This is a genomic window from Ligilactobacillus acidipiscis DSM 15836 (genome assembly GCF_001435755.1).
GTDB lineage: Bacteria > Bacillota > Bacilli > Lactobacillales > Lactobacillaceae > Ligilactobacillus > Ligilactobacillus acidipiscis.
In genome coordinates this window covers 1-223 of record NZ_AZFI01000437.1, presented here as the reverse complement: position 1 = coordinate 223, position 223 = coordinate 1, and the positions used below count along the sequence as shown (strand labels likewise).

Here is a 223-nt window from a genome sequence, read left to right as displayed (position 1 = left end):
CGTACGGATCAGCAAACATCGCTAACGTCGTTCTTAAAACCAAATCATAGACCTGTTGCTGTAATTTAGGCAAGCTGGCCAGTTTCTCTTTCGTCGGCACGACTTTAGTCATAATAATGGCGTAGTGTTCTTCAACCTTTTTCCCATTAACATAACGCTGGTTTGGTGTGGTATTGGTTAAAGCGACTTGCGTAGAGACTAACCCCAGATACTTCGTCAGATT

At 43.0% G+C, this 223-nt stretch carries 1 pseudogene; it reads right to left on the bottom strand.

What is annotated here, in order from left to right:
• A pseudogene (locus tag FC65_RS11360) lies at positions 1–223 on the bottom strand (DNA topoisomerase); the annotation flags it as partial.